A 1381-nucleotide genomic window follows, 5' to 3' on the forward strand; every position below is an offset into this window, starting at 1 on the left:
CGCGGCCTCGCCTCCGGCAGCGGCTTGATTTTCTTCAGGCGGAGGCGCCAGCATAATGCCGGCGCCTATGCCGCCCCCGGTGCCGATGATCAGCAGGATGACTGGAAGGAGTTTAGACAGCATGGCAATCCTCAGAACGGCAGAATGGCGTCGAGCAGCTGCTGGCCGTAGCGCGGCTGCTGAACGTCAGTGATTTGGCCACGGCCGCCATAGGACACACGGGCCGAAGCGATCTTGTCATAAGTGATCTCGTTCTGGCGGCTGATGTCTTGCGGCCGGACATAGCCGGTCACCAAGAGTTCGCGCAGCTCGAAATTCACCCGCAGTTCCTGGGTGCCGCTGATCGCCAGCACGCCGTTGGGCAGAACGTCGACAACAGTCGCCGCAACTCGCAATTCCAGCTTTTCGCTGCGCTTGACGGATCCTTTGCCGCCGGCAGAACTGGAACTGCCCAGTTCCACGGCGTCGGCGGAGGTGGCACCTTCCGGCAGCTTCCTGTCAAGACGCTGCGGCAGGCCAAGGAGATGCGGCATGTTCAGGCTTTCAGCCCCCGAGCGTGAGCGCTGGGTGTCGTTGGAAATTTCGGCCTCTTCATCGATCTCGATCACCACTGTCAGAATATCGCCGCGCTTGATCGCGCGGCGGTCGCCCAGCAGCGATTGCTGGGAGCCGCTCCACAGGGATGCACCATCAACGGTGCGCCGGTTCTGTGTCTGTGCAGGCAATCCCTGGTACAGCATCGCAACATGTTCAGAGCTTTCATTGGACGGGGTGAAAGAGGGCGGTTTGCCCATATGATCCATCCGGCCGCAGGCACCCAGCAGGGCGAGCCCGAACAGCAGCGGTTTGACGGGAGAAAGTTTCTTTTTCATCAGTTTACCTCAACGGAACCGTCTGCCGCTATCCGCCCGGTTACGGTGGTGCGGGAATTAAGATTCATGACCCGGACGGCCTCACCAGCAGCGCCGCGTCCCAAGGCGCGGCCTTCGGCCGCTATGGTCAGGACACCCTGGCGGAAGGTCAAAGTGACCAGGTCATTGCGTTCGATGATGGCCGGCGGGCCGATGTCGCCAGCCCGCAACGGCCGACCTGCGTACAAGGCGACGCGCGCCTCCTGACCGACAACCGCAGCCGGGTCCGACAGTGCACCAAGGATCTCGCCTTTTTTCAGAGCCAGGTCTTCGGCATTGACGATCGCCTTTGCGCGTATCGTGCGCAGCGGGATCAGATATTCCGCCCAGGCGGGCGGCGCGCAAAGCGCCGCGGCGGTCAGACAGGCAAGAGCAAGTTTCATCAGCGCACCTGTGTTGTTGCACCCATCATCTGGTCGACAGCCGAGATGACCTTGGCATTCATTTCATAGCCCCGCTGGGCTTCGATC

The 1381-nt window shown here is 61.8% G+C and carries 3 protein-coding genes and 1 pseudogene; all 4 read right to left on the bottom strand.

All coding sequences use genetic code 11. The annotated features are described in order from the left end of the window. A pseudogene (locus tag A2I95_RS38125) lies at positions 1 to 123 on the bottom strand (flagellar basal body-associated protein FliL); the annotation flags it as partial. A gap of 8 nt (positions 124 to 131) precedes the next feature. Next, positions 132 to 872 carry a flagellar basal body L-ring protein FlgH gene (gene flgH / locus A2I95_RS38130; RefSeq protein WP_129372535.1) on the bottom strand — a complete coding sequence of 247 codons (741 nt, stop codon included), beginning with the start codon at positions 870 to 872 and terminating at the stop codon, positions 132 to 134. Then, positions 872 to 1294 carry a flagellar basal body P-ring formation chaperone FlgA gene (flgA, locus tag A2I95_RS38135; protein WP_129372534.1) on the bottom strand — a complete coding sequence of 141 codons (423 nt, stop codon included), beginning with the start codon at positions 1292 to 1294 and terminating at the stop codon, positions 872 to 874. The genes flgH and flgA overlap by 1 nt, the downstream gene beginning before the upstream one ends. After that, positions 1294 to 1381, bottom strand: an 88-nt coding sequence (locus A2I95_RS38140; RefSeq protein ID WP_291737614.1) for a flagellar basal body rod C-terminal domain-containing protein, incomplete at its 5' end; no start/stop codon positions are given. The genes flgA and A2I95_RS38140, both read right to left, overlap by 1 nt.

This window comes from Leisingera sp. F5, assembly GCF_001593695.1.

Coding starts and splice junctions, on each gene's coding strand:
- flgA (WP_129372534.1), bottom strand. CDS start 1,294: ATGAAACTTGCTCTTGCCTGTCTGACCGCCGCGGCGCTTTGCGCGCCG.
- flgH (WP_129372535.1), bottom strand. CDS start 872: ATGAAAAAGAAACTTTCTCCCGTCAAACCGCTGCTGTTCGGGCTCGCC.